Annotated in this window: 19 protein-coding genes; 8 read left to right on the top strand and 11 right to left on the bottom strand. The window is 67.8% G+C overall.

The annotated features are described in order from the left end of the window. Positions 1-98: 98 nt before the first annotated feature. The 6 genes from purL to HWY37_RS08440 all read left to right on the top strand — a co-directional run bounded on the left by purL (position 99) and on the right by HWY37_RS08440 (position 11,142). Entirely contained in the window at positions 99-4,148 is a 4,050-nt protein-coding gene (purL, locus tag HWY37_RS08415) for a phosphoribosylformylglycinamidine synthase (protein ID WP_176088343.1), read from the top strand. Positions 4,149-4,516: 368 nt separating this feature from the next. After that, positions 4,517-6,142 carry a methyl-accepting chemotaxis protein gene (locus HWY37_RS08420; protein WP_176088344.1) on the top strand — a complete coding sequence of 542 codons (1,626 nt, stop codon included), beginning with the start codon at positions 4,517-4,519 and terminating at the stop codon, positions 6,140-6,142. A 265-nt stretch (positions 6,143-6,407) separates the two neighbouring features. Then, positions 6,408-7,880: a M20 family metallopeptidase gene (locus HWY37_RS08425; RefSeq protein ID WP_175205914.1), complete on the top strand. Its 1,473-nt coding sequence runs from the start codon at positions 6,408-6,410 to the stop codon at positions 7,878-7,880. Positions 7,881-7,949: 69 nt separating this feature from the next. Next, positions 7,950-8,507: a DUF1415 domain-containing protein gene (locus tag HWY37_RS08430; RefSeq protein WP_176088345.1), complete on the top strand. Its 558-nt coding sequence runs from the start codon at positions 7,950-7,952 to the stop codon at positions 8,505-8,507. 340 nt (positions 8,508-8,847) lie between these two features. Continuing rightward, a complete protein-coding gene (locus tag HWY37_RS08435) occupies positions 8,848-9,834 on the top strand; it encodes a Bug family tripartite tricarboxylate transporter substrate binding protein (protein WP_175205916.1) in 987 nt (328 codons plus the stop codon). A gap of 9 nt (positions 9,835-9,843) precedes the next feature. After that, positions 9,844-11,142, top strand: a complete 1,299-nt coding sequence (locus HWY37_RS08440; RefSeq protein WP_176088346.1) for an acyl-CoA thioesterase/bile acid-CoA:amino acid N-acyltransferase family protein — start codon at positions 9,844-9,846, stop codon at positions 11,140-11,142. Between the two features lie 146 nt (positions 11,143-11,288). Here HWY37_RS08440 and HWY37_RS08445 read toward each other — a convergent pair whose 3' ends face one another. The 3 genes from HWY37_RS08445 to HWY37_RS08455 are packed head-to-tail and all read right to left on the bottom strand — an operon-like array spanning position 11,289 to position 14,409. After that, positions 11,289-12,260: a Bug family tripartite tricarboxylate transporter substrate binding protein gene (locus HWY37_RS08445; protein WP_176088347.1), complete on the bottom strand. Its 972-nt coding sequence runs from the start codon at positions 12,258-12,260 to the stop codon at positions 11,289-11,291. Positions 12,261-12,263: 3 nt separating this feature from the next. After that, positions 12,264-12,716 (bottom strand): cupin domain-containing protein, encoded by a 453-nt coding sequence (locus tag HWY37_RS08450; RefSeq protein WP_175205919.1) that lies wholly within the window; start codon positions 12,714-12,716, stop codon positions 12,264-12,266. A gap of 10 nt (positions 12,717-12,726) precedes the next feature. Continuing rightward, positions 12,727-14,409 (bottom strand): alkaline phosphatase family protein, encoded by a 1,683-nt coding sequence (locus HWY37_RS08455; protein WP_175205920.1) that lies wholly within the window; start codon positions 14,407-14,409, stop codon positions 12,727-12,729. Between the two features lie 112 nt (positions 14,410-14,521). Between HWY37_RS08455 and HWY37_RS08460 the strand changes: the two genes are divergently transcribed. Then, a complete protein-coding gene (locus tag HWY37_RS08460; RefSeq protein WP_176088348.1) occupies positions 14,522-15,427 on the top strand; it encodes a LysR family transcriptional regulator in 906 nt (301 codons plus the stop codon). A 57-nt stretch (positions 15,428-15,484) separates the two neighbouring features. Here the strand turns inward: HWY37_RS08460 and HWY37_RS08465 are convergent, their stop codons facing one another. Both HWY37_RS08465 and HWY37_RS08470 read right to left on the bottom strand, forming a co-directional pair. Beyond that, positions 15,485-16,492, bottom strand: a complete 1,008-nt coding sequence (locus HWY37_RS08465) for an Lnb N-terminal periplasmic domain-containing protein (RefSeq protein WP_176088349.1) — start codon at positions 16,490-16,492, stop codon at positions 15,485-15,487. 43 nt (positions 16,493-16,535) lie between these two features. Then, positions 16,536-17,933 carry an HdeD family acid-resistance protein gene (locus HWY37_RS08470; RefSeq protein WP_176088350.1) on the bottom strand — a complete coding sequence of 466 codons (1,398 nt, stop codon included), beginning with the start codon at positions 17,931-17,933 and terminating at the stop codon, positions 16,536-16,538. A 208-nt stretch (positions 17,934-18,141) separates the two neighbouring features. Here HWY37_RS08470 and HWY37_RS08475 point away from each other — a divergent pair, with 208 nt between their 5' ends. Then, positions 18,142-18,564 carry a DUF1801 domain-containing protein gene (locus HWY37_RS08475; protein ID WP_176088351.1) on the top strand — a complete coding sequence of 141 codons (423 nt, stop codon included), beginning with the start codon at positions 18,142-18,144 and terminating at the stop codon, positions 18,562-18,564. Positions 18,565-18,612: 48 nt separating this feature from the next. On the opposite strand, the gene HWY37_RS08480 is transcribed toward HWY37_RS08475, so the two are convergent. The 6 genes from HWY37_RS08480 to HWY37_RS08505 all read right to left on the bottom strand — a co-directional run bounded on the left by HWY37_RS08480 (position 18,613) and on the right by HWY37_RS08505 (position 24,436). After that, positions 18,613-19,530, bottom strand: a complete 918-nt coding sequence (locus tag HWY37_RS08480) for a polysaccharide deacetylase family protein (protein WP_176088352.1) — start codon at positions 19,528-19,530, stop codon at positions 18,613-18,615. A gap of 124 nt (positions 19,531-19,654) precedes the next feature. Then, positions 19,655-21,046, bottom strand: a complete 1,392-nt coding sequence (locus HWY37_RS08485) for an FAD-binding oxidoreductase (protein ID WP_176088353.1) — start codon at positions 21,044-21,046, stop codon at positions 19,655-19,657. Between the two features lie 206 nt (positions 21,047-21,252). Next, positions 21,253-22,554, bottom strand: a complete 1,302-nt coding sequence (locus HWY37_RS08490) for a UDP-N-acetylglucosamine 1-carboxyvinyltransferase (protein ID WP_176088354.1) — start codon at positions 22,552-22,554, stop codon at positions 21,253-21,255. An 87-nt stretch (positions 22,555-22,641) separates the two neighbouring features. Next, positions 22,642-23,130 (bottom strand): hypothetical protein, encoded by a 489-nt coding sequence (locus tag HWY37_RS08495; protein WP_176088355.1) that lies wholly within the window; start codon positions 23,128-23,130, stop codon positions 22,642-22,644. 126 nt (positions 23,131-23,256) lie between these two features. Further along, the gene (locus HWY37_RS08500; protein WP_175205930.1) at positions 23,257-23,742 is read right to left on the bottom strand and encodes a nucleoside deaminase; all 486 of its coding nucleotides are present in this window, start codon (positions 23,740-23,742) and stop codon (positions 23,257-23,259) included. Between the two features lie 103 nt (positions 23,743-23,845). Next, entirely contained in the window at positions 23,846-24,436 is a 591-nt protein-coding gene (locus HWY37_RS08505) for a hypothetical protein (RefSeq protein ID WP_176088356.1), read from the bottom strand. Between the last annotated feature and the right edge of the window lie 67 nt (positions 24,437-24,503).

Raw genomic sequence — 24,503 nt, forward strand, 5'->3', positions numbered from 1 at the left:
CGGGCCATTGGAGGCCGTCGGAACAAGCTCTCCGGGAAAACCCCCTAAACGGGTAAAATCACGTTTTGCTCTCCTCCTCTTTATACGGCGCCCGCATCGTGTCCCTAGTTCAGCATCTGCCTGGTTCCTCCGTCCTGTCCTCCTTCCGTCGCGATCGCCTCCTGGCGCAATTGAAGGAAGCCGGCCTGCCGGTGGCCGACATATCCGCCCGCTACGAGCACTTCGTCAGCACCGACGCGGCCCTGACGGCCGAACAGCAGCAGCATCTGGCCCAATTGCTGGACTACGGCACCCCCGCCACCGGCGACGCGCCGGCCAAGAGCCTGGCCCTGCTGGTGATCCCGCGCCTGGGCACGATTTCCCCGTGGGCCAGCAAGGCCACCGACATCGCCCACAACTGTGGCCTGTCGTCCGTGCACCGCATCGAACGCGGCGTGCGCTACGTGATCACCCCCGAGCGCGGCCTGCTGGGCGCCAAGACCTTCGACGACGCCATGCTGGCGCGCGCGGCGGATTGCCTGCACGACCGCATGACGGAAACCGTGGTGGACGCCAGCTTCGACGGCCAGGCGCTGTTCCAGCCGCTGGCCGGCAAGCCCATGCGCACGGTCGACGTGCAGGCGCGCGGCGCCGAAGCCCTGGCCGAGGCCAACATCTCGCTGGGCCTGGCGCTGTCGGACGATGAAATCGAATACCTGGCCAAGTCCTTCACCGACCTGGGCCGCGATCCCACCGACGTGGAACTGATGATGTTCGCGCAGGCCAACAGCGAACACTGCCGCCACAAGATCTTCAACGCCCAGTGGGTGATCGACGGCCAGGAACAGCCCAACACGCTGTTCGGCATGATCCGCGCCACGCACAAGGCGCAGCCCGAGGGCACCGTGGTCGCCTATTCGGACAACGCCGCCATCATGGAAGGCGGCCCCGCGCAGCGCTTCCAGGCCGGCGTGCCGGGCGTGACGGGCGAGGGCGTGGAAGGCGCCAAGTACATCCGCCGCGACACCACCGTGCATACGCTGATGAAGGTGGAAACGCACAATCACCCGACCGCGATCGCGCCGTTCCCCGGCGCCTCGACGGGCGCCGGCGGCGAGATCCGCGACGAAGGCGCGACCGGCCGCGGCTCCAAGCCCAAGGCCGGCCTGACCGGCTTCACCGTGTCGCACCTGCGCTTCGACGACGCCCTGCAGCCCTGGGAAGCCGACCACCACGGCCTACCCGAGCGCATCGCCTCGCCGCTGTCCATCATGATCGACGGCCCCATCGGCGGCGCGGCGTTCAACAACGAATTCGGCCGTCCCAACCTGCTGGGCTATTTCCGTTCGTTCGAACAGACCGCCGGCGGCACGCGCTGGGGCTACCACAAGCCCATCATGATCGCAGGCGGCCTGGGCAGCATCGACGCCGGCCTGACCCACAAGGACGTGATTCCTCCCGGCGCGCTGCTGATCCAGCTGGGCGGCCCGGGCTTCCGCATCGGCATGGGCGGCGGCGCCGCCTCCAGCATCAGCATGGGCAGCAACTCGGCTGAACTGGACTTCGATTCCGTCCAGCGCGGCAACCCTGAACTCGAACGCCGCGCCCAGGAGGTCATCGACCGCTGCTGGCAGCAGGCCGAGAACAACCCCATCATCGCGATCCACGACGTGGGCGCGGGCGGCCTGTCCAACGCCTTCCCGGAACTCGTGAACGACGCCGGCCGCGGCGCCATCTTCGACCTGAAGCGCGTGCCGCTGGAAGAATCGGGCCTGTCGCCTGCCGAAATCTGGAGCAACGAATCGCAGGAACGCTACGTCCTGTCGATCCTGCCCAAGGACCTGGAACGCTTCGACGCCATCGCCCGCCGTGAACGCTGCCCCTACGCGGTGGTGGGCGTGGCCACTGAAGAGCGCCAGCTGCGCGTGGTGGACGGCGAGGGCCTGCCGGGCCTGGACGCGATCCGCCCGCAAGGCGAGGCCGAAGTGCGTCCGGTGGACGTGCCGATCGACGTCATCCTGGGCAAGCCGCCGCGCATGACCCGCGACGTCACGCGCCTGCCCGGCGTGTCGGCGCCGCTGGACCTGGCCGGCATCGACCTGACCGAAGCCGCCTACCGCGTGCTGCGCCACCCCACGGTGGCCAACAAGTCCTTCCTCATCACCATCGGCGACCGCACCGTGGGCGGGCTGTCCAGCCGCGACCAGATGGTCGGCCCGTGGCAGGTTCCGGTGGCCGATTGCGCCGTGACCCTGGCCGACTATGAAGGCTTCCGCGGCGAAGCCATGTCCATGGGCGAGCGCACCCCGATCGCCATGCTGGACGCGCCGGCTTCCGGCCGCATGGCCGTGGCCGAGGCCCTGACCAACCTGGCCGCCGCCGACGTGGCGCGCCTGGAAGACATCAAGCTGTCGGCCAACTGGATGGCCGCCTGCGGCGTGGCCGGCCAGGACGCCGCGCTGTACGACACCGTGTCCGCCGTCAGCGAACTGTGCCAGGCCACCGGCCTGTCGATTCCGGTCGGCAAGGATTCCCTGTCCATGAAGACGTCCTGGGAACAGGACGGCGAGCAGCGCCAGGTGGTGGCGCCGGTGTCGCTGATCGTCACGGCCTTCGCGCCCGTGGCCGACGTGCGCGCCAGCCTGACCCCGCAGCTGCGCACCGACGCCGGCGACAGCGTCCTGATCCTGATCGACCTGGGCCGCGGCCGCCATCGCATGGGCGGCTCGATCCTGGCGCAGGCCTACAACCAGGTCGGCGAAACCGTGCCGGACATCGACGCGCCGCAAGACCTGCGCGCCTTCTTCGTCACCATCCGCACCCTGGCCGAAGCCGGCACCATCCTGGCCTACCACGACCGTTCCGACGGCGGCCTGTTCGCGACCCTGGCCGAAATGGCCTTCGCCGGCCGCACCGGCATCTCGGTCAACCTGGACATGCTGACCTTCGATCCGCAATCGGCGGATTGGGGCGACTACAAGATCCGCCCCGAACAGGTGGCGGTGCAGCGCGAGGAACTGACGCTCAAGGCGCTGTTCTCCGAAGAAGCCGGCGCCGTCATCCAGGTGCCCGCCGCCCAGCGCGACGCCGTCATGCAGGTGCTGCGCGGCGCGGGCCTGTCGGCGCATTCGCACGTCATCGGCGGCCTGAACGGCGCCGACGAAGTCGAGTTCTACCGCGACGGCAAGAAGGTCTGGGGCCAGCCGCGAGCCGAACTCGGCCGCGCCTGGAGCGAAGTGTCCTACCGCATCATGTCGCGCCGCGACAACCCGGCCTGCGCCCAGGCCGAGCTCGACGTCTGGAACGACACCACCGATCCGGGCATGAGCCCCAACGTGGACTTCGATCCCCAGGAAGACGTGGCCGCGCCGTTCATCAACACCGGCAAGCGTCCGCGCGTGGCGATCCTGCGCGAGCAGGGCTGCAACAGCCAGGTGGAAATGGGCTGGGCCTTCGACACCGCCGGCTTCGAAGCCGTCGACGTGCACATGACCGACCTGCTGTCCGGCCGCGTGGACCTCGCGCAGGTGCAGGGCCTGGTGGCCGTTGGCGGCTTCAGCTACGGCGACGTGCTGGGCGCCGGCGAAGGCTGGGCGCGCACCATCCGCTTCAACAGCAAGCTGTCGGACCAGTTCGCCGCCTACTTCGCGCGTCCCGATACCTTCGCGCTGGGCGTGTGCAACGGCTGCCAGATGATGGCTGCGCTGGCGCCGATGATCCCGGGCGCGGAATACTGGCCGCGCTTCACGCGCAACCTGTCGGAAAAGTACGAAGCCCGCCTGGCGATGATCGAAGTGGCCAAGTCGCCGTCGATCTTCTTCGCCGGCATGGAAGGCGCGCGCATTCCGGTGGCCGTGGCCCACGGCGAAGGCTATGCCGACTTCTCGCAGCAGGGCGACGCCAGCCGCCTGTTGGCCGGCGCGCGCTACATCGACAACCGCGGCCAGGTTACCGAAGCGTATCCGTTCAACCCGAACGGCAGCCCGGGCGGCCTGGCGTCGGTCACCACCGCCGACGGCCGCTTCACGGTCATGATGCCGCACCCGGAACGCGTGACGCGCAACGTCATGATGTCCTGGGCGCCTGAAAAGTGGGGTAAGGCGGACAAGGGCGGCGCGTTCAGCCCCTGGATGCGCATCTTCCGCAACGCGCGCGTCTGGCTGAAGTAAGCCGGTAGCAAGCGCCAGCGCCGGCTCTCAGGCGCCAGCGCGACACGCCCCGCCAGGAGGACCCAGGGTCCGGCTGGCGGGGCGTTTTCATTGCGGCGTTCAGAAGGTACTTGAGCTGGCCGAAGACGCAGCGGTTCATGGGTGTCGCGTCACGGCTGGGCCGCGCCTTGCGGGCGGTCGCGAGCCGAGGCCCTCACGATGGGCGGGTCAGGTTCAAGTATTGCTGGGGATGGTCGCTGCTGATCGGGCAAGAGGGTCCGGGTCTGGCCGGTAACAAGGCCTGCAATGAACTGAGATATTTAACTTTTCATTGCGACGTGTCGTAAAGCACACGTAGCAGAAATACGCAACCCGGAGTGACCCCAATAATGTTCAAGAATCTCAGTATTCGCGCGGTCCTGACGACCGCTTTAGCCGTTTTCTTCGCGCTTTTCCTGGTAACTGGCATCGCTGTGCACCAGCAGCTGACTTCCAACCGCAATTCCATCGAGGTGTTGCTGGACACCAATCTGGTCCGCGCCAACGCCGTGAACGGCGCCGGCACCGAACTGCTGCGCGCCCGCCTGGTACTGCTGTCGGCCCAGACCGCCCTGATGGAAGGCAAGAGCCTCGACAACCTGGCCAGCATGCAGCGCCTGGACGGCTATACCAAGAAGGCCGGCGAGCTGATCCAGCTGGTGCGCCAGACGCCCGAGACCTCGGCCCAGGGCAAGCCGCTGCTGGAAGCGGCGCTGGCCGCCTACGACGTCTATCAGCGCGACGCCATCGTGCCCATGATCGCGGCCATCCGCGCCGGCAACGCGCAGGAATCGAACCGCCTGAACCTGGAGAAGGTGACGCCGCTGGGCCTGACCTTCACCGCCGCCATCCAGAAGTACGTGGACTACGCCGACGAGGTCGGCCAACGCGTCGCGCGCGACGCCTCCGCCCGCATCAATGGCGCGCTGGCGTTGCTGGTCGGCCTGCTGGTCGTGGTCGCGGCGCTGGTGGTCGGTCTGTACGCGGTATTCGGCCGCGCCGTGTTCCGTCCGCTGCATGAAGCCGGCCGCCTGTTCGACCGCATTGCCGGCGGCGACCTGACCAACCGCATCGAGCAACGCGGCAACAACGAAATCGGCGTGCTGTACGCCGCCGTCAAGCGCATGCAGGACAGCCTGGCCCGCACCGTGTCCGCGGTGCGCCTGGGCGTGGAAGAAATCCACACTGGCGCGCGCGAGATCGCCGCCGGCAACATCGACCTGTCTTCCCGTACCGAGCAGCAAGCCGCGTCGCTGGAAGAAACCGCCGCCAGCATGGACGAGCTGTCGTCTACCGTGCGCAACAACGCGGAAAGCTCGCGCAGCGCCTCGGAACTGGCGGTGGCGGCATCCGAAGTGGCGACGCGCGGCGGCCAGGCCGTGGGCGACGTGGTTGGCACGATGCGCGGCATCGCGGACAGCTCCAACCGCATCGCCGACATCGTCGGCGTGATCGACGGCATCGCCTTTCAGACCAATATCCTGGCGCTGAACGCGGCGGTGGAAGCGGCGCGCGCGGGCGAGCAGGGCAAGGGCTTCGCGGTCGTGGCCAGCGAAGTGCGCGCCCTGGCGCAGCGCAGCGCCGCCGCCGCCAAGGAAATCAAGGGCCTGATCGACGACTCGGTGCAGAAGGTGTCCATCGGTTCCGACCAGGTGGAAGCCGCCGGCGCCACCATGCAGGAAATCGTGGTTTCGGTGCGCCGCGTGACGGACATCATCAACGAGATCTCCAGTGCGTCCGAGGAGCAGTCCCAGGGCATCCAGCAGGTCAACCAGGCCGTGTCGCAGATGGACAGCGTGACGCAGCAGAACGCCGCGCTGGTCGAAGAGGCCGCGGCCTCCGCCGCCTCGCTGGAAACCCAGGCGCAGCGCCTGCGCGAAGCCGTGGCCGTGTTCAAGCTGCAGACCGGCCGCGTGATCGACGCCGACGCGCCGGCCGTGGGCCGCAGCGGCGAGCCGGCCTTGCTCGGCGCCTGACTTCTTTTTGCGCGGCGGCCAGCCGGAATGGCCGGCCGAGTCCGGTCCTGGCCCCCAGCGCATCGCGTCTGGGGGCTTTGTCATTTTTGAGCCGGGACCGCTGCGCATATCGGAACCGAGGCAGAGGAACCAAGGCAGCGAAACCAGGGCCGGAGCGCGGCACCATTTTCCGGCGCCGACATCAATCAGGGACAAAAGATGCCAGCCGTGCCGCGCAGGCATAAAATAGCGGATTGCCCATCCCCCGCACACAGGATCCCGCGCCATGAACGCACGCATCCCCGAAGACGCTCTTCCTCCCACCCTGGACCCGAAGGCCCTGCAGGCTTTCGTGGACGACAAGTGGGACAACGAGATCATCCCGGCGCTGACCGACTACATCGCCATCCCGGCCAAGAGCCCGGCCTTCGACGCCGACTGGGAAAAGAACGCGTTCATCGAGCGCGTGGTGCGCGACGCGGCGCAGTGGGTCGAGGCGCAGAAGGTCTCGGGGCTGAAGCTGGAAGTGGTGCGCCTGCCGGGCCGCACGCCCGTCATTTTCTTTGACGCGCCGGCCACCCGCAGCGACAACGGCGACACCGTGCTGCTGTACGGCCACCTGGACAAGCAGCCCGAATTCTCTGGCTGGCGCGCGGGCCTCGGCCCCTGGACCCCCAAGCTCGAAGACGGCAAGCTGTACGGCCGCGGCGGCGCCGACGACGGCTATGCCGTGTACGCCTCGCTGACCGCCATCATGGCGCTGGACAAGCAGGGCATTCCGCGCCCGCGCTGCGTGGGCATCGTCGAAACCTGTGAGGAATCCGGCAGCTACGACCTGCTGCCCTACGTGGACGCGCTGCGCGACCGCCTGGGCAATGTGGCCCTGGTGGTGTGCCTGGACTCGGGCGCCGGCAACTACGACCAGCTCTGGATGACGACCTCGCTGCGCGGTATGGTGTCGGGCACGCTGGAAGTGCAGGTGCTGGACGAAGGCGTGCACTCGGGCGACTCCAGCGGCGTGGTGCCGTCCTCGTTCCGCATCCTGCGCCATCTGCTGGACCGCCTGGAAGACAGCAGCACCGGCCGCCTGCTGCCGCAGAGCCTGCATTGCGAGATCCCGGCCGAACGCGTCGAACAGGTGCACGCCACCGCGCGCATCCTGGGCGATGAAGTCTGGCGCCGTTTCCCCTGGAGCTGCGGCGCCGACGGCGGCTTCGTGCTGCCCATGACGACCGAGCCCGAACAGGCCCTGCTGAACCGCACCTGGCGTCCGACCCTGTCGGTGACCGGCGCCGAAGGCCTGCCGCCGCTGTCCAGCGCCGGCAACGTGCTGCGCCCGCGCACCGCCTTCAAGCTGTCGCTGCGCCTGCCGCCGCTGATCGACGCCGTGGCCGCCTCGCAAGAGATCAAGGCGCTGCTGGAAGCCGACGCGCCCTACAACGCCAAGGTGATCTTCAAGGCCAACGAAGGCGCCGCCACGGGCTGGAACGCCCCGGCTTCCGCACCCTGGCTGACGCAGGCGCTGGACGCGGCCTCGCAGCAATACTATGGCGCCTCCTGCGGCTATATCGGCCAGGGCGGCACCATCCCGCTGATGAGCATTCTGCAGAAGGGCTTCCCCAAAGCCCAGTTCATGGTCTGCGGCGTATTGGGCCCCAAGTCCAACGCCCACGGCCCCAATGAATTCCTGCACGTGCCCTATGGCAAGAAGCTGACCGCGGCCGTGGCCCAGACCATGGCGGCCATGCCCACCGCGTAAGCGGCGGCGACGCTCATCAAAGCGCGGGCCGGAACGCCCGCGCTTTTCTTTTTTCCAGGACGGACCCCCATGATTTCCACTTCCGACGCCTATGCCAACGTGGTCGCTGAGACCAAGCTCTGGGTGAACCAGGCCGTCATCGGCCTGAACCTCTGTCCCTTCGCCAAGGCGGTCCAGGTCAAGGACCAGATCCGCTTTGCCGTCAGCGACGCCACCGACGCCGAGGGCGTCCTGACCGACTTGCAGGACGAGCTGGCCCTGCTGGCCGAGACCGACCCGGAAAAGATCGACACCACGCTGCTGATCATCCCCGATGCGCTGGACGACTTCCTGGAGTTCAACGACTTCGAGGACCTGTCGGATCGCCTGCTCAAGCGCATGCGCCTGGTGGGCGAGCTGCAGGTCGCCACCTTCCATCCGCAGTTCCAGTTCGCCGACACCCAGCCGGACGACATCGAGAACTACACCAACCGTTCGCCGTATCCCATCCTGCATCTGTTGCGCGAAGACAGCATCGACCGCGCCGTGGAATCCTTCCCGGACGCCGCCGAGATCTACGAGAAGAACATCGACACGATGCAGCGGCTGGGCCTGGAAGGCTGGAAAAAGCTGATGACGAAGGCTTGATGCCCAAGGCTTGAGGACCAAGGCCTGATGACGAAGGCTTGATGTCTCAAGGCTTGAGGACCTGGCGGGCGGGGCGCCCGCCGTCAGCCGCGGAACCGGAAGTCCCGCGTTCCCGCGGCCTCGGATCCAGATACTAAATACCGTCCAGCGAAATCCCACCCCCTCTTGCCCGCACAGCCTCGGGATATCCCTAGATAGCCCGTCCACGGTATTGCATACAACATACTGACGCCGCGACAGCTCGCCGTAAGGTGAGCCGCGCGCCAGACCTTTCCCTTCGAATGCTTTGCCCCGCGGCCTCTCCCGGGCGCGGGGGCGTAGTCCTTGCCTGGAGAGTTGTATGCGATTCACCCGCCGCCATGCCCTGGGCGCGCTTGCCGCGCTGCCCCTGATCTCGCGCCCAGCCTGGGCCCAGAACACCTTTCCGACCCGCCCCGTGCGCCTGCTGGTGGGTTTTGCCCCAGGAGGGCTGACGGACATCGCGGCGCGCGCCCTGGCCGAGCGCATGGGCAAGACGCTGAAGCAGAGCGTGGTAGTGGAAAACCGCCCCGGCGGCCAGGCCATCATCGCCACCGTGGCGGTGGCGCGCGCGGAGCCCGACGGCTACATCCTGGGTTTCGCCGGCACCAACGGCATGATCCTGAACCCCTTGCTCTACAACAACCTGCCGTACCAGCAGTCCGACTTCAAGCAACTGGGTTCCATGGGCAAGTCGCCCATGCTGCTGATCGTGCATCCCGAGCTGGGGGTGAAGAACGTGCAGGAGTTCATTGCGCTGGCCAAGAAGAAGCCCGGCGACATCACTTGCGCGCACGCGGGGCGCGGCGTGATCAATCACCTGGCCCTGCTGCATTTCCAGTCCAAGACCGGCACGCAGTTCCAGGATGTGCCCTACAAGGGCAGCGGTCCCGCGCTGCTGGACCTGATGGCGGGCACGGTGCAGAGCACCTTCGACTTCCCGACGTCCGCGCTGCCCAACATCAAGTCGGGCAAGCTGCAGGTGCTGGCGGTCACGTCGGACAAGCGCCTGTCCAGCCTGCCCGACGTGCCCACCATGAAGGAGGCGGGCGTGGACGGCTTCGAACTCTATACCCGCATGATGATCTCGGGTCCGGCCGCCATGCCCGCAGCGGTCGTCGCGACCCTGGAGAACGCCGTGCGCGAAGGCACGCGCGACCCCAGCCTGGTGCAGCAGTTCGCAGACCAGGGCGTGACCGTGGAGTTCACGTCCTCGGCCGACCTGGACAAGGTCATTGCCGACGAATCCGCCATGTGGGCCCAGGTCATCAAGGCCAATGGCGTGCCCAAGACCGACCTGAAGAGCTAAGGAACCGCCGTGGCAGAACAACCCAGCATCACCATCACTCCGGAACGCGCCCTGATCGACGTGGCGCGCGAGATCCGCATCAGCGGCTTTCCGGCCTATGCCTTCATCACCGTCTCGGCCAGCATGACCATGTGCGGCGCGCCGTGGCGCTCGCAGGCGGTATTCGTGGCGGGCCATGACGGCAGCCTGGACCTGGCGCGCGATTGCCCCGTGTCCGGCAGCTACGCCGAACCCTCGGCCATGGGTATCGTCTGGTCCATGGCCTGCGAGGACATCGCCAGCGTGGTGTTCCCGCCGGACCGGACCGAGCCGCTCTCCATCCGCATCGAAGCCAGCGACGGCCGCCAGACCGCCAGCGCGACCCTGGTGCAGGAATTCCAGGCCGAAGGCGTGACGCACCGCGCCGTGCGCGAGCAGGTCGGGGGCATGACCTTGTCGGGCGAACTCTACACGCCCGCCGGTCCTGGCCCGCACCCGCTGGTGATCTACATGAACGGATCGTCCGGCGGCGTCAACGCGCCGCGCGCGGCGCTCTTCGCTTCCCGCGGCTACCAGTGCCTGGCGCTGGCCATCTTCAACTATGACGGCCGCCCCAAGTACCTGAATGACATGCCGCTGGAGTACTTCGAGCATGCCTTGCGCTGGGCCCGCGCCGAGCTGAAGCCGCGCGACGGTTTCGTGGCCTTGTCCGGCATCAGCCGCGGCGGCGAAACCTCGCTGCTGGTGGCCTCGCACTATCCCGAGCTGGTCAGCGCGGTGGTCGCCTACGTGCCTTCGCCCGTCATGCACGGCGTCGTCAGCGCCGGCGCACCCGGCACCGGGCGCGACGCCCAGGTCTGGACCAAGGCCGGCGAACCGCTGCCGCATCTGTGGCAGGACAATGCCAGCGCCAACTGGGACGCCGCCTACGCATCCCAGCCGCCTTACCGCCAGACGCACGCCTTCCTCAGCGCCACGCGCGACAGCGCCGCGTTCGAGCGCGCCCGCATCCCGGTCGAGAATTATCCCGGCCCGGTCATGCTGGTCAGCGCCTCCGACGACGGGTTCTGGCCCAGCACTGCCTATTCGGAAATTGTGATGCGCCGGCGCCAGGAGCACGGCCTGCCGACCTTCCATCACGTCTGCATGGGGGCGGGCCACCACGTGCACTATCCCTGCCTGCCGGCGACCCTGATCAGCAAGCCGCACGCGATGTCCGGCCTGCTGCTGGATGCGGGCGGCACGCCCAGCGCGAATGCGGCGGGCAATGAAGGCTCCTATCTGGCGGTGCTGGACTTTCTGGGCCGGGTGGGGCGCGCGGCCAGTTGATGAGCTGAGCCAGAGGCGACGGGTCCGGACGGCGCTCCGGCAACGCGGCTGAACGGGGCTCAAGGTGGCTCAAACCGGGCTCAAACGGTGCTCGAACGGAGCTCAAAAGTGGCGCAAACGTGGCAGGCGCGCCTGCCACGCGCCCGTTACCCGTTGCGCAGCTTCTGTTCCGACACGAACGCAGTCCAGCGTTGCAGTTCTCCCCGTATCAGCCCCGCGAACTCGGCCGGCGTATTGGCTTGGGCGGCTTCCATGCCCAGACCGGCCAGCTTCTCGCGCACCCCGGCGTCGGCCAGGATTGCGGTCATGGCCTCGTTCCATTTGGCGATCAGGTCCGGCGGCGTGCCCGCGGGCGCGACGACGCCTTCCCATTCCTTCAAGTTGAAGGCGGGCACGCCAGCCTCGGCCAGCGTGGGCACGCCGGGCAGGGCCTCCATGCCGCCGTCGCGCGTGACGGCCAGCGCGCGCAGCTTGCCGGACTGCGCCAGCGGCACGGCGACCGAGGCGGTGGCGAACATGGCCTGGATATAGCCGCCCATGAGCGATTGCGCGGCTTCGGCGGGCCCCTTGAAGGGCACGTGCAGCATGTCTATGCCCGCCGCCTGGCAGAAGGCCGCGCCCAGCAGATGGGCGGGCGAACCGTTGCCGCCCGAACCGTAGCTGAGCTTGCCGGGCTGGCGCCTGGCCGCGTCGACCAGGCCGCGGACGTCGGCGTACTCGCTGCCCGGCGCCACCAGCAGGGCGTTGTACAGCCAGACCAGGTTGGCGATCGGCGCGAAGTCGCCGTCCGTGCGGTAGGACACCTTGCCGAACAGCGCCGGCAGCACGGTGTGGGTCAGGAACATGATGCCCACCGTGTAGCCGTCCGGCGCCGAACGCGCGACCGCGTCCAGGCCTATCATGCCGGTCGCGCCGGGCCGGTTCTCCACCACCACGGCCTGGCCCCAGCGGCGCTGCAGCCTTTCGGCGATGACGCGCGCCAGCACGTCGGGCGGGCTGGCCGCAGGCAGCGGCACGATGATGCGCACCGGCTTGTCCGGATAGGCGGCGCGGGCGGTCCAGGGCAGGGTACAGGCAAGGGCGCCGGACAGGCCCTTGAGCAGCGTGCGGCGGCGCATGGCTCAGGCCGCGGAAGAAACAGGCGGCATGAAGATCACGTCGTACTCCGGCGCCACTGCCACCACCTCGGCCGGACTCGACATGTTGTGGATGCGCCGGTAAAGCTCCAGCAGCTTGCCGGCGGGCGCGGCCCAGAACAAGGCGGTGGCGGGCAGGCCGGAATTGTTGAAGAAGGCATGGGGCACGCCGCGAGGCATGCGCACCAGGTCGCCGGGCCCGGCCGAAGTTTTCTTGCCATCCAGCAGCAGGTCGATGCGCCCGTCCAGCACGAAGATGTACTCGTCCTGATTGGGATGCACGTGCGGCGGCACGAAGCTCTCTTCCGGGAACGTGGCGTGCCAGGAAATGCTGTCCAGGCTGACCTGTTTGGGCACGTACACCTGGCCCAGGATGTTCCAGGAGACACCGTCCAGGCCGGCCTGGGCGCGGGTGATATCGGGGGTTTCCAGAATCATGCTGCACTCCTCAGGATTGCGACAGCCGATCCAGCGTCGGCTTCACGAGCGGGTTGGATGATGCGAAACGGGGCTTGAAGGTTTGCCGGGCGCGCGCCAGGTCAGCTTCGTCCCAATAGCCGATCAGGATGCCGCCTTCGGAAATTCGCGGCTGGACTTCGATGGACTCGATGGTGCCGTCGGCCACCGTGGCGCGCTGGCGCGGCTGGCGGGCCCAGCGGAACAGCAGGTCCTCCATGCGCCTGCGCACCGCCTCGTGCGCGGGCGAAGCGCCCAGGTCGACGAATTCGTGAGGGTCTTCCTGCAAGTCGTAGAGCATCGGCCGGTAGCCTTCCGCCAGCACGTACTTCCAACGGTCATCGCGCACCATGCGCAGCCAGGCCTGGCGCGCCGGCGTGTCCAGCGTGATGCGCGAATCCTGGAAGGCGTAGTCGTACTCGCAGATGACATGGTCGCGCCAGTCCTGAGGCCTTTGGCCGAAGAGCAGGGGGCGCAGCGAACGGCCGTCCATGATGTGCGGCACGGGCACGCCGCCGCAGGCCTCCAGGAAAGTCGGCGCCAGGTCTATGGCTTCCACCAGGTCCGCGCAGCGCGTGCCTCGCGTCGCGTCGGCGCGCGGGTCGGGGTCGTAGACGATCAGCGGCGCGCGGATGACGGGCTCGTGGAACAGGTCCTTTTCCCCCATCCAGTGATCGCCCAGGTAATCGCCGTGATCGGAGGTGAACACGATCATGGTGTTGTCGAACAGGCCGCGCGCTTCCAGGTAGCGGAACAGCACGCCGAGCTGGTCGTCGATCTGCTTGATCAGCCCCATGTAGCCGGGCATGACCGCCTCGCGCACGCCGGGCTCGGAGAAGGTGGCGGACACGCGATGCTTCATCATGGCCGCGTACACCGGATGCGGATCCGCGCGTTCGGCTTCCGAGCGCACCACCGGCAGCGCGTCCTCCGCGCGGTACATGCCCGCATAGGGCGCAGGCGCCAGGTACGGCCAGTGCGGCTTGATGTAGGACAGGTGCAGGCACCAGGGCTGATCGCCCGCCTCGGCGATGAAGTCCATCGCCCGGCGCGTGATGTAGGGCGTTTCCGAGTGCTCGTCGGGCACGCGCGCCGGCAGGTTGGAGTACTTCAGGAACCAGCCCGAGCGCACCGTGCCATCCGTGTCGACCGCGGAGTTTGCCCAGCTTTCCCAGGGGTTGTCGCCGCCGTAGCCCTGCGCGCGCAGATAGTCGTTGTAGCGTGGGTCCGGGTCATGGCCTGAATACGGGTGGATGCCGTCGTCGCGCTCGTAGGCGTCGAAGCCGCATTCGGCGATGCGGCGGCCGATGACGGAGGCCGGGTCTATGCCCAGCCGCGACATGCCGGCCATGTCGGCGCGCATGTGGGTCTTGCCCACCAGCACCGAACGCACGCCCAGCGGCCGCAGATGGTCGCCTATGGTCATCTCGCCGGCCTTCAGCGGCACGAAGTTCCAGCTGGCGCCGTGCGCATGCACATAGCGTCCGGTGTAGTAGCTCATGCGCGAAGGACCGCACACCGGCGACTGCACGAAGGCCCGGTCGAAGATCACGCCGCGCGCGGCCAGCGCGTCCAGGTTCGGCGTCTTCAAGGTGGGATGGCCAAAACAGGAAAGATGGTCGTAGCGCAGCTGGTCGCACATGATGAAGAGAATGTTCTTCACGCCTCGGGTCATGCTAGGCTCCTGTCTCCGATGGGGCATGCAGGAATTCTATCGACGGCCTGCGCGCGCATCCCTTGAATTGTTTTGATGTCGATTACCCCTGGTAATCGGCCGGAGAGGCGGCTTGCGACTCCAGCATCTGAACCTGTTGCTCACCCTGGCCCGCACCGGCAGCATGCGCGCTGCCGCGCAGGTCCTGAACGTGTCGCAACCGGCGCTGACCAAGTCGCTGCGCCAACTGGAGGAAGAGGTCGGCGCCGAACTCGTGGTGCGCACGCCCAAGGGCGTGCGGCTGGCTCAGGCCGGAGAGATCCTCGCGGCGCGCGCCGCCGTCGTCATGCGCGAGATCGAAAAAGCCCACGAAGACCTGGCCTGGCATCTGCGCGGCGCCGAAGCCCAGGTGACCTTGGGCGTATCGCCGGCCGCTGCCATTCTGCTGGCGCCGGGCGCGGTGGCGCGCTATGGCGCGCGCTGGCCCCAGGTGCGGCTGCGCGTGCGCGACACGCTGTATCCGCAGGCGCTGGAGCGCATCCGCTCGGGCGAGCTGGACATGGCGCTGGGGCCGCTGCCCGAGGCGGGCGGCGGGGGCGACCTGGCCGTGCAGCCGCTGTTCGAAAGCCAATCGGTCATCGTCGCGCGCGCCTCGCATCCGCTGGCCCGCGCGCGGCGGCTGAGCGAACTGGCCGAGGCTGCCTGGGTCCTGACGGGGCCGGCGCAAGGGCCGGGCGATCCCAGGGCGCTGTATGCCGACGAGGCGCAGGCGCGCGCGCTGCACCTGCAGCTCGAATGCGAGTCCTTCTCCACGCTGCTGGCGCTGATGCCGCAGCTGGACCTGATCGGCATCATGCCCCAGGGGTTCCTGGACCGTTACGGCCCGGCGCTGGGACTGGTGCGGCTGGACATCGCCGATCCCCTGCCCAGGACCGTCATCTACGTGACGCATCGCGCCGATGCTCCACTCACCGTGCCCGCGCGCCGCCTGCTGGACGCGTTGCTGGGCGAGGCCGCGCAGCTGGCCAGAGGCGCCTGAAAAGCGCGGCGTTCCGCTGGCTTGCGGGGCGTTGCCGGGCCGTCCGCAAGGGGAGTATCAGGCTTGACGCGGGTCGTTTGCTTGCGGCACGCCCGGCACGCCGCGGCGGATGTTGCGCGAGAACTGGGCCGCATCCAGGGTGGCGCGGGCGCGTTGCGTGTAGTCGCCTGCCTGGCGGTAGGCCTCGGGGCTGCCCGCGCCTTCCAGCGCGCCCAGGCGGTACAGGTATTCCGGCAGGTAGCCCGAGAGCAGCAGGCGGTAGTCCATGGGCAGACCGGGCACGATCTGGTCCGCCAGCCGGTACACCAGGGTGGTGCAATTGGCCGTCAGCGTGTTGTAGAAGCGCGGCTTGTCCACCAGCCGGGTGGCGGTCCGCACATACGACAGGAACAGCTTGCGGGCCGCGCCCTCGGGCATGTGCACGCGGTACAGATAGCCTTCCTCGCCGCGCACATTGGTCCGCACGCGCAGGCTGTCTTCCTCGGTCGAGGCCAGCACCGCCAGCTCGTACTGGCGGAAGAAGCCGCCGATCTCCGAGAACACGTCGTGCAGCTTGCGGCGGATCTCCACCGAGAACACCACGTACTGGCCGTCGTCGAAGCCGAATGACACCATGGCATGGGCGACGGCGGGCCGGCCCCAATACGACAGCGCCAGATCCACGGACACCAGGCGCGACAGGTCGTAGCGGCGCGTTTCCCAGCGTTCGTCGTAGTCGGTCGGCGAGCGCCAGTCGAAGTCGCGCACATTGCGCAGGGTGACGATGTCGCCCTCGACCGAGCCCTGGGTCTGGCGCGCCACTTCCGGCATCCACTGGCGGGCATTCGAGGGGCGCACGCCCAGGCGCCACCACGCCAGCAGGGCCAGCAGCGCGGCGCCGAACAGCCAGGCTGGCAGGGCATGGCCGAATGCCGGCCCCGCCAGCGCGGCGGCGGCCAGCGCCAGCCAGGCAACAGGCAAGGCGGCGCGCGCGCGGCCGCTGCAGGGAGACTGGAACCAGAGCGCCGCCGCGCCCCAGGCGGCGAAGGCCAGCGTGGCCAGCCCGATCGCGATCTGCAGGATCATGATGCTTGTGCGCCCGAGGCCGCGTGGCGTCCGCGGATGGCCCTCATTGGGCTCCTTGCGAGGATTCGTTCTGCTGCGCGTTCATGGCCTGCGCGGTGCGGTCCTGCTTGCGCCAGCCGGCGCGCATGCGCGCGATCTGGCGCAAGGCGGCCTGCGACATCTTCCACCAGCCGAAGGGACGCGGATCCGCCAGCATGCTGAGCGCGCGCGCATAGTCCAAGGTCAGGCCCGGGGTCCAGGCCATGGTCAGCGCGCGCTTGCGTATCTGCGACGCCACCCACAGTTCCGGCGTCAGCAGCAGGCGCAGCAGCACGCGCCAGCCCGCTGCGGGACCGTGCAGGCGGCCCACCACGCCGTCCAGCGCCGCTTCCAGCGCGCTGGACACGGAGCTGGAGCAGTTGCGGTGGGTCAGGTTGTAGGTGGTGTTCTTGCGGTACTCGTCCCAGAACGCCTGCAGCTTGGCCGCGTCGTAGTTGCGGATGCGCACCCGCATCGTGGACGGCGTCCAGGCCTTGGATTCGGTGGCGTAGTCGGGTTGGAACACCCCTGGCACGTTGTTCTCGGCCGTGGCGCGCAGCAGCGTGCCGAACTGTTCGGGGGAATGGTCGATTTCCTGTGCCGGATACAGGCTGATGTAGACGCCTTCGGGCGATTCCAGCGCGGCGTGGCCCGTGGACACTACGCCGTTGATGTCGACCGCGGCGATGTAGCGGTCCACGACGGGGTAGTTGCGTGTCTCGCGCTTGGCCGAGCCCGACGGCGTCCAGACGTGGACCGTCAGCGCGCGCTCGGATTCCAGCGGCGGGCCGTCGAACACGGTTTGCGCCGGGCCATCCGCGCGCGTGGGCATGAAGTCCGGGTTGGGATTGACGTCCAGCGCCGGGTTGGAATCCAGGTCGCGCACGCGATACGCGAGCGACAGCAGGCGCAAGCCGGAGAACGCCAGGAACAGGCCCAGGCAGTAGGGCACCGTGCCGACGTAATGGGTCGGATAGGGCTGGAAGAAGAAAATGGCCAGCAGTATTTCGGCCACGCCCGAGGCGAACACGTAGCGCCAGCGTTCATAGCGCACCACATAGGCCGCCGTGCACTGGATCAGCCCGTCCACCAGGAACATCAGGCCGAAGATCATGGACAGCACGAAGTGTCCGTGATGATGGCCGACCAGCACCAGCACGCCCGCCGCCAGCACGAAGGCGCCCTTGGCATAGCGCAGCACGCGCTGGCCGCCGACGCCCGACTTGGCGATCATCAGCGTGGCCAGGCCTTCGATGACCAGCAGCGCGGCGAAGAAATTCAACGGAAAATAGATGGCGCCGTCCAGCGCATCGAGGAACAGCGTGATGCCCGTGACCAGGAATATGCTGCCGACGATCAGCAAGCCGCGGGCGCGCTTGCGCAGATAATCCACGCCCAGCAACAGCAATACCAGATTACCCATTGTTTTTCGTGCTCCTCTTTCGGGGCGCGGGGCTGCTCTGCGGCGGACTCCGGGCCGGGATTGCGGCTGGCTGGCGGGAAGCTGGATACAGGCACCCGCAATAGCCGTGAATATTATGGTTTGATATCCACGTTAACAAATTTCCGCCGGGTTTCAATGCGCGCGTGTCCATGCACGCCGCCGTCCGCGGCATTTTCCGGAGCATGCCATGAATACCCGTAGTCGCACCGACGCGAAAGACGAAGGCCCTCTCGACTCCGCCTCCAGCCTGATAGACGCCAGGATCCGCGAGCTGGACGACTGGCGCGGCCAGACGCTGGCGCGCGTCAGGGCGATCATCCTTCAGGCCGACCCCGGCGTGGTCGAGGAATGGAAGTGGCGGGTGCCGGTGTGGTCGCACGGCGGCATCATCTGCACCGGGGAAACCTACAAAAGCGCGGTGAAGCTGACCTTCGCCAAGGGTGCGGCGCTGGCGGATCCGTCCGGGCTCTTCAACGCCAGCCTGGATGGCAACACGCGGCGGGCCATCGATATCCGTGAAGGCGAATCAGTCGACGAGAAAGCGTTGAAGGCGCTGGTCCGGGCGGCCGTGGCCTTGAATGCGGCCGGAAAATCCGGCTCGCGGAAGTGACCGGCCGGCGTGCCGTGGTCCACGGTCCGGCCTTGCGCCCAGTCGGCGTCAGGGCAGCAGGCCGGCGTCCCGCAGCAGCGGTTCCTCGTAAACGGAATCTTCGGCGGGATAGCGCAGGCCGGGCACATCGAGGGCCTTGGCGCGCGCCCAGATGACGCTCTCGCCGGCCGGAAGCGTGTCCGGCGCCTGGGCATACAGCGGATCCTCGAACGCGGCGCTTGCGGGCGCAATGGTCCAGCCCTGGGCGGTCAGCGCCGCGATCACGTCGGGCAGGGCCTGCGCATTGAGTTGGTTGGTGTGCAGCAGCATGACATGCTTGGGACTGCGGCCCAGGACCTTGCGGGCCAGCCCGTCGTAATAGGCCGCACGGTCCAGCAAATGGCGGACGTACAGCTGTTTCACGCGCTGGGCCTTGGCGGTTTCGCCCGCTTTCACGTGATCGGCATAGACGCGGCTGTAGTACCAGTCGCTCGCATCGATCGACACTGGCGCGCTCCGGTAGCCGTTTCGGGCCATCCAGTCGCGCATGCCGTCCCGCTTGGCCTGGGTATCGCCTTCCTTCAAGTACGGGAACCTCAGCATGGGCACAAAGGCGGGCAGGCCCCTGAGGGCGGTATCCGCGGTTTTTACGTCGGCGATGAACGCTTCCAGCGAGACCTTGGGGTCGGCAAGACTGCGGTGGCTGGCCGTATGGTTGCCGACCCAATGTCCCGCCCGCGACCACTGCGCCGCCAGTTCGAGTCCGCCGGCGCCGCCTATGCGGTTCAAGGCGGGAAACAGCGCGGACTGGATTCCTTGCTTGTGCAAGGCGTCAAGCAGCTGGGCATTCCATAGCGCGGCTTCGGGTTGCTGGTCCGGATTGAGTCCGTCATCGAAGGTCAGGGCCACGGTCTGGGCGGAACACCACGACGCCCACAGAGAGAAGCCGACCGCAACAATGCGGTGGAAGAAAAAACGGGAAGCCATGCGGGAATGCAAACCTCAGGTGTAGTTGCCACGCGCGCGCCAGGAAACCGGCCAGGGCGGCCCGCGCCCCGGCGGATGCCGGGGCATCAGGATAGCAGTCATGGCGGGTCGCGCGCGGCTCAGGTCAGGCGGCTGCCGGCCTGATGTTCTGGTTGTGCCGGAACAGGTTCTGCGGGTCGTAGCGAGTCTTGGCCTGAACCAGCCGGTCGAAGTTCGGCCCGTACGCCGCGCCCAGGCGCTCCGGTTCGTCCTGCGTCAGGAAGTTCACGTACACCCCCTCCTGCGCATAGGGCTCGGTGGATCGGAACAGCGCCCGGGCCCACGCGATGCAGCGCTCGTCTTCTTGCTGCGATTCCCAGCGTCCGTGCACGTTCATGGCGAATTGCGCCGATCGGTGCGGATAGGCCGTGGCGGACACCGGCACCTGCGCGGCGACGCCGCCGATGTAGCCCAGGAAAATCTCGCATTGCGGCGACGGCAGGCCTTCCAGCGCCGCCACGATGGCGTCTATCAGTCCGTCCTCCAGGCCGCCCAGATTATGCGATTTCCAGTAGTTGCGGGCCCCGGGCGTAAGCAGCGGATCGAAGGCCTTTTGCCAGGCCGTGTACGGCATCGGGCCCAGATGCTCGCCATAAGGCGTGCCGAAGCCGCGCACCGCTTCCACCGCCGCCGGCCCCTGGGCGGGATCGCCCGAATAGCACATGGCGAAGGCGACCATGGGCTTGCCATGCACGGATTGCGGCAGGAAGGGCAGCGGAGGCGCCAGGCGCAGCACGGCCCAGACGGTCAGGTCCTGGGGCATGGTTGCCAGCGCGTCGCGGTACTTCGACAGCGCTACCTTGCCCTGTTCCAGCGGCAGCGCCACCAGGCCGCCATACACCTCCGGGCCGACGGGATGCAGCTGGAACTCGAACATGGTGACCACGCCGAAGTTGCCGCCGCCGCCACGGATCGCCCAGAACAGGTCCGGGTGGTCTCGCTCGCTGGCGTGCAGCAGTTCGCCGTCTGCGGTGACGATGTCGGCCGAGAGCAGGTTGTCGATGGTCATGCCGAACCTGCGCGTCAGCCAGCCGAAGCCGCCGCCCAGCGTCAGGCCAGCGACGCCGGTGGTGGAATTCACGCCCAGGGGCGTGGCCAGGCCGTAGGCCTGGGCTTCATGGTCGAAATCCGCGAGCGTGGCGCCGGGCTCGACATAGGCCCGGGCGCGCAGCGGGTCGACGCGTACCGACTTCATCGGCGACAGATCGATCATCATCCCGCCGTCGCAGACCGCGGTGCCAGCGATGTTGTGGCCGCCGCCGCGCACGGACAGGACCAGGCTGTTGTCGCGCGCGAAATCCACGGCGCGGCGCACGTCGGCCGCGCCCGCGCATCGCAAGATCACCGCCGGGCGGCGGTCTATCATCGCATTCCAGATCTTGCGGGCGTCGTCGTAGCCGGGATCGCCCGGACAAAGGACCTGGCCTCGGGCCGAGGCTCTCAGGTCATCCAGGGCGTCATTGGAAAGTTTGCTCATCACACACCTCCTTGAAGGTGCTGTTTCGTGAACAATCTCTGAAACTGTGGGGCCTGCGGGCAGGCCCTGGCCGCCTATGAGGTCGGGCGCGGCATGGGATACGCCTCCTGCGTGAGGGGCCATGACCCGGAAAGGGCGGCGCGCCGCGCCGGGAGCCAGTCGGCCCGCTCCCGTTTTGCGCGCCGTGGCGTGCGTATCCGGAAAGCTTACTCCTCGCTGGTCCATTCCACCTGCACACCGAGGCTGCGCAGGTTTTCGACGAAGCGCGGATGGGCGCGGCGGATCGGCGTGGCGTTGCGGATTTCCGAACGGCCGTCGATGCTGCTGGCGATCATGAAGAGCGCGATCGCGACGCGGATGATGTAGGGGCTTTCGACCACCGCCGGCGTCAGCGGCCGGCCGCCGAAGGTGATCAGGCGATGCGGATCGGAAGAGAACACGTGCGCGCCGAACTTGGACAGTTCGCCGGTCCAGCCCAGCGCGCCGTCGTAGACCTTGTTCCAGAACATGGCGTTGCCTTCGGCGCACACGCCCAGCGCGATGAAGATGGGCAGCAGGTCCACCGGAAAATAGGGCCACGGCGCCGCTTCGACCTTGGTCAGCACATTGCTGGTGAAGGGCGTCTGCACCTTCAGAGGCCCCGAACGCAGCGCGCGCGACCAGCCGTTCTCGTGCACGATCTGCACGCCGAACTTGGCGAAGGTGCGGTCGATCAGCGGGAAATTGCTGGGCGTGCTGTTGCGCACCACCACGTCGCCGCCCGTGATTGCGCCTAGCGCGAGGAAGGTCGTGATTTCGTGGAAGTCTTCCTCGAAGGTGAATTCGCCGCCGCCCAGGCGGGCGCCGCCGCGCACCGTCAGCCGCGAGGTGCCGATGCCGTCGATGTCCGCGCCCATCATGGCCATGAAACGGCAGAACTCCTGCACGTGCGGCTCGGAGGCCGCGTTGGTCAGGGTGGATTCGCCGTGGGCCGCCGCGGCGCACAGCACGAAGTTCTCGGTCGTGGTGACCGAGGCGTAGTCCAGCCAGTGGTGGGTCGGCTTCAACGGGCCGCTGCTGCGCACCAGCAGCGAGCCGCTGGCGCGCTCCACTTCGCCGCCGAAGGAACGGAAGATGTCCACGTGCGGATCGATCTCGCGCACGCCCAGCGTGCAGCCCTTGACGTTGTCCTCGAGCCGCGCGACCCCGAAGCGCGCCAGCAGCGGCGGCACCAGCATGATGGACGAGCGCATTTCCTCGGGCAGCCGGTGGGCGGCGGCGTCGAAGGCGGTGTCGCGGTGGTGCAGGTCTAGCGTGCGCGTGGATTCGTCGAGGCTGACGTCGCTGCCCAGGGTGCGGAAGATGTCGAGGATCTTGCGCACGTCGGTGATGTCGGGCACGCCATGCAGCCGCAGCGGCTGGTCGGTCAGCAGGGTGGCGCACAGCACCGGCAGGACCGCGTTCTTGTTGGCCGACGGGATGACGCGGCCGCGCAAAGGGGTGCCGCCGTGGACGATGAGGTTGGACATGGAGCGAGGAAGGCGTAGAGGAATAAGGAAAGGGGAGCCCCGGGGGCTCCAGGTAATTTCACACTGTAAGGGCGCGCGGCTCTGGTGTCATGCAAGCCTGACGGCGCCAGGACCCGGATTCTTCCGGATCAGGACCCAGCCGCCTACGGTCAGCGCCAGTCCGCCGGCCAGATAAGGCAGGCCGAAAATCAGCGCCCAGAAAAACAGCGCCGTATAGGCGTCGTTGGCCGCCTGCTTGCCGCCGCTGGCCGGATTGAAGATGCCGGGTTCCATGCTGAACACGGCGGTGACCAGGGTCAGCAGGAGGATCAGGCCCAGCACGGCGCAACCCCAGCCAAGCCGGCGGCGGAAATTGGGAATGCGCACGAGCGCCACAACGAGCGCCACGCCGGTCAGCAGCGCCACGACGTTGGTCGTGATCAGCATCCGGTCCAGCGCCGCCATGTAGGCAAGCCCCGTCAAGTCCGCCAGCCCGAATGCGCGCAGCAGCGCCGGACCGAGGACACCGAAGCTGGCCCAGGTGGCCAGCGCGCCGAATGCGATGCTGGTGAGCCACTTGGTCAGGGCAGGGGGCATGCGGGAGTCCTGTTCATGGTGCGGTGCGGGGAGAATACTGCGGATTGCTGCTGACGATTGAGACGGGCGGTAACGGCATTCCGGACAACCCGGGCATTCCGGGCATTCCGGGCAATCCGGTGGCGCCTAGGCCCGGCGCCGCATCCTTTCCTGATGCAGCAGGCGGACCTGTTCGGCGAATTCCGGCACGGGGCCGTCCAGGGGAATGCCGTCGACGACTTCCGAGATTGCCAGGGGCCGGACCTTGGAGGTGGGGGCGACGCCCCATTCCCGCAGCCATTGCCGGTACTGCGCGGACGAACTGGCATATACGATCCTGCCCAGCCCCACCCATCCGTGCGCCGAGGCGCACATGGAGCAATGTTCGCCCGAGGTATAGACGGTGCAGGCAGCGCGCTCCGCGGCCGGGACATGGTTTGCCGCCCAGCGGGCGATCTCGAACTCCGGATGCCGCGTGCGGTCGCCGCTGGAGGCATGGTTGTGGTCCTCGAACAGGACCGCGCCGTCGGGCGAGACCAGCACGGAGCCGAAGGGCTCGTCGCCCGCCTCCAGCGCCTGTTTTGCCAGTTCGACGCAGCGCGCCAGGTGCTTTTTGTCCAGTTCGGTGATCATGCCGGGTCTCCTCGTGTGCGCCGCAATGTGCCGGGCCGGCGGAATGCGGCATCGGGGAGGCCGCCGGGAGGCATGCGCAAGCATAGCCTCCTTGCAAGCCGGCTTAGTAATACACGTCCACGTAATCGGTCAGGCCGCCGCAGGCTTCCATCTGCTGCAGGCGCCAGTACTTGCGCTTGCCGGTCGCCCGGAACTCGAAGTCGCCGTTGCGCTCGCAGCGCCGTCCCTTGTCCGGCGCGTCCAGGATCAGGATCGTGCCGCGGAAGATGAAGCGGTCGCTGGCGATCGAGACGATGTCGCCCTTGATCTTCAGCGTGCCTTCGAAGTTGGCCTGCGTGCCTTCGATGTGAACCAGGTCGTTCTCATCGGTGGCGGTCAGATGGCCGCGCTGCGCGGACCAGAGCCATTGCAGGGTGATGCCGCTGTTGTTCATCAGCCGCTCGTAGGCGGCCTGGTTCTGGATGTCGGTCTTCAATGCCGAACCGGAAGGCGCGGCCGTGGCCGCCGCCGCGGGGGCCGGCGCAGGAGCTGCGGCTGGCGCTGCGGCAGGGGCCGGGGCGCCATGCGCCTTGATGGGAGGCGCGGCCAGCGCCGGCATGGCCGCGGCGAAGGCCAGGCCGGCTGCCAGCAGCAGGCCGGACATCCGCATTTTTCCCCGGGCGATGGTCGTGTCGCGGGCTAGGTTCGTGTGCATGGTTTTCGTCAGATAGGGGTAGGAGGCGCGGCCAAGCATGCGCGGGCGCATAAATTAGCACGCCCTT

The organism is Achromobacter anxifer, assembly GCF_903652925.1.
Lineage (GTDB): Bacteria > Pseudomonadota > Gammaproteobacteria > Burkholderiales > Burkholderiaceae_B > Achromobacter > Achromobacter anxifer.

What these genes read in the sequence shown, in the direction of transcription:
- HWY37_RS08420 (WP_176088344.1), top strand. Translation starts at nt 4,517, where the DNA reads ATGTTCAAGAATCTCAGTATTCGCGCGGTCCTGACGACCGCTTTAGCC.
- HWY37_RS08425 (WP_175205914.1), top strand. Translation starts at nt 6,408, where the DNA reads ATGAACGCACGCATCCCCGAAGACGCTCTTCCTCCCACCCTGGACCCG.
- HWY37_RS08430 (WP_176088345.1), top strand. Translation starts at nt 7,950, where the DNA reads ATGATTTCCACTTCCGACGCCTATGCCAACGTGGTCGCTGAGACCAAG.
- HWY37_RS08435 (WP_175205916.1), top strand. Translation starts at nt 8,848, where the DNA reads ATGCGATTCACCCGCCGCCATGCCCTGGGCGCGCTTGCCGCGCTGCCC.
- HWY37_RS08445 (WP_176088347.1), bottom strand. Translation starts at nt 12,260, where the DNA reads ATGCGCCGCCGCACGCTGCTCAAGGGCCTGTCCGGCGCCCTTGCCTGT.
- HWY37_RS08450 (WP_175205919.1), bottom strand. Translation starts at nt 12,716, where the DNA reads ATGATTCTGGAAACCCCCGATATCACCCGCGCCCAGGCCGGCCTGGAC.
- HWY37_RS08455 (WP_175205920.1), bottom strand. Translation starts at nt 14,409, where the DNA reads ATGACCCGAGGCGTGAAGAACATTCTCTTCATCATGTGCGACCAGCTG.
- HWY37_RS08465 (WP_176088349.1), bottom strand. Translation starts at nt 16,492, where the DNA reads ATGATCCTGCAGATCGCGATCGGGCTGGCCACGCTGGCCTTCGCCGCC.
- HWY37_RS08470 (WP_176088350.1), bottom strand. Translation starts at nt 17,933, where the DNA reads ATGGGTAATCTGGTATTGCTGTTGCTGGGCGTGGATTATCTGCGCAAG.
- HWY37_RS08475 (WP_176088351.1), top strand. Translation starts at nt 18,142, where the DNA reads ATGAATACCCGTAGTCGCACCGACGCGAAAGACGAAGGCCCTCTCGAC.
- HWY37_RS08480 (WP_176088352.1), bottom strand. Translation starts at nt 19,530, where the DNA reads ATGGCTTCCCGTTTTTTCTTCCACCGCATTGTTGCGGTCGGCTTCTCT.
- HWY37_RS08485 (WP_176088353.1), bottom strand. Translation starts at nt 21,046, where the DNA reads ATGAGCAAACTTTCCAATGACGCCCTGGATGACCTGAGAGCCTCGGCC.
- HWY37_RS08490 (WP_176088354.1), bottom strand. Translation starts at nt 22,554, where the DNA reads ATGTCCAACCTCATCGTCCACGGCGGCACCCCTTTGCGCGGCCGCGTC.
- HWY37_RS08495 (WP_176088355.1), bottom strand. Translation starts at nt 23,130, where the DNA reads ATGCCCCCTGCCCTGACCAAGTGGCTCACCAGCATCGCATTCGGCGCG.
- HWY37_RS08500 (WP_175205930.1), bottom strand. Translation starts at nt 23,742, where the DNA reads ATGATCACCGAACTGGACAAAAAGCACCTGGCGCGCTGCGTCGAACTG.
- HWY37_RS08505 (WP_176088356.1), bottom strand. Translation starts at nt 24,436, where the DNA reads ATGCACACGAACCTAGCCCGCGACACGACCATCGCCCGGGGAAAAATG.